The 723-nt window shown below is 46.2% G+C and carries 2 protein-coding genes; both read right to left on the bottom strand.

Features of this window, described 5'->3' with window-relative positions:
* Nucleotides 1-38 precede the first annotated feature (38 nt).
* The gene (locus R7Q48_RS27240) at nt 39-350 is read right to left on the bottom strand and encodes a cytochrome c (RefSeq protein ID WP_318133372.1); all 312 of its coding nucleotides are present in this window, start codon (nt 348-350) and stop codon (nt 39-41) included.
* Nucleotides 351-406: 56 nt separating this feature from the next.
* On the bottom strand, nt 407-723 hold a 317-nt coding region (gene tilS, locus R7Q48_RS27245; RefSeq protein WP_318133375.1), incomplete at its 5' end, for a tRNA lysidine(34) synthetase TilS.

Here is a 723-nt window from a genome sequence, read left to right on the forward strand (position 1 = left end):
GTAGAAATAAGATAACGACGGGTTAATGCGCTTTTTACTTACTTCAAACTTGAGTAGTAAGCGGCAAGGTTTGCAATATCGTCATCGGAAAGCAGCGCCGCCTGAGCCTTCATTACTGCAGCAAGACCACCGCTACGTTCTTTGTTTTTGTAAGCCTTGATTGAGCTCACGATGTACTGCTCGTTTTGCCCTTTCAAATTTGGGTAGCCTGGAATCGTCGCGTTACCGTCTGCGCCATGACATGCCGCACATACTGCAGCTTTAGCTTGTCCCGCAGCGGCATCACCCGCCAGAGCTTGGCCACTCAACATGGTTAGTGCAGCCACTGCACCGATCATTACTTTCTTCATTGCTTCACCTAATCGTTTTTTATTTGAGATAGTTATGGTCGATATTGTGACATGAATTACAAAGGCTTGCGCCAAATGAGTTCACAGTCTTGGCCACTAAATGTTTGATCCACAAACAAGTCTGCGACTGCAACAACTTGGTCTTTGTACATCAAAATCGGGATCTGACGACGTAACCAACTTGGCACATTGTATTCTTGGAATAACTTTTTCAGTTTACGACTGCGACTACGTGTTGTGGGGTGTGCCGACAAACCTTCGGGATTGAAAGTAACCCTCAATAACTCGGGGTGTGATGGCAGCGAAATATTTGGCTGATGAGAACCCGAACTAAGCGTTAACGTCCCCAGACTCTCTGGTAAAATCAGTGGCT

It is taken from the genome of Vibrio sp. 378 (assembly GCF_033339435.1).

What these genes read in the sequence shown, in the direction of transcription:
- R7Q48_RS27240 (WP_318133372.1), bottom strand. Translation starts at nt 350, where the DNA reads ATGAAGAAAGTAATGATCGGTGCAGTGGCTGCACTAACCATGTTGAGT.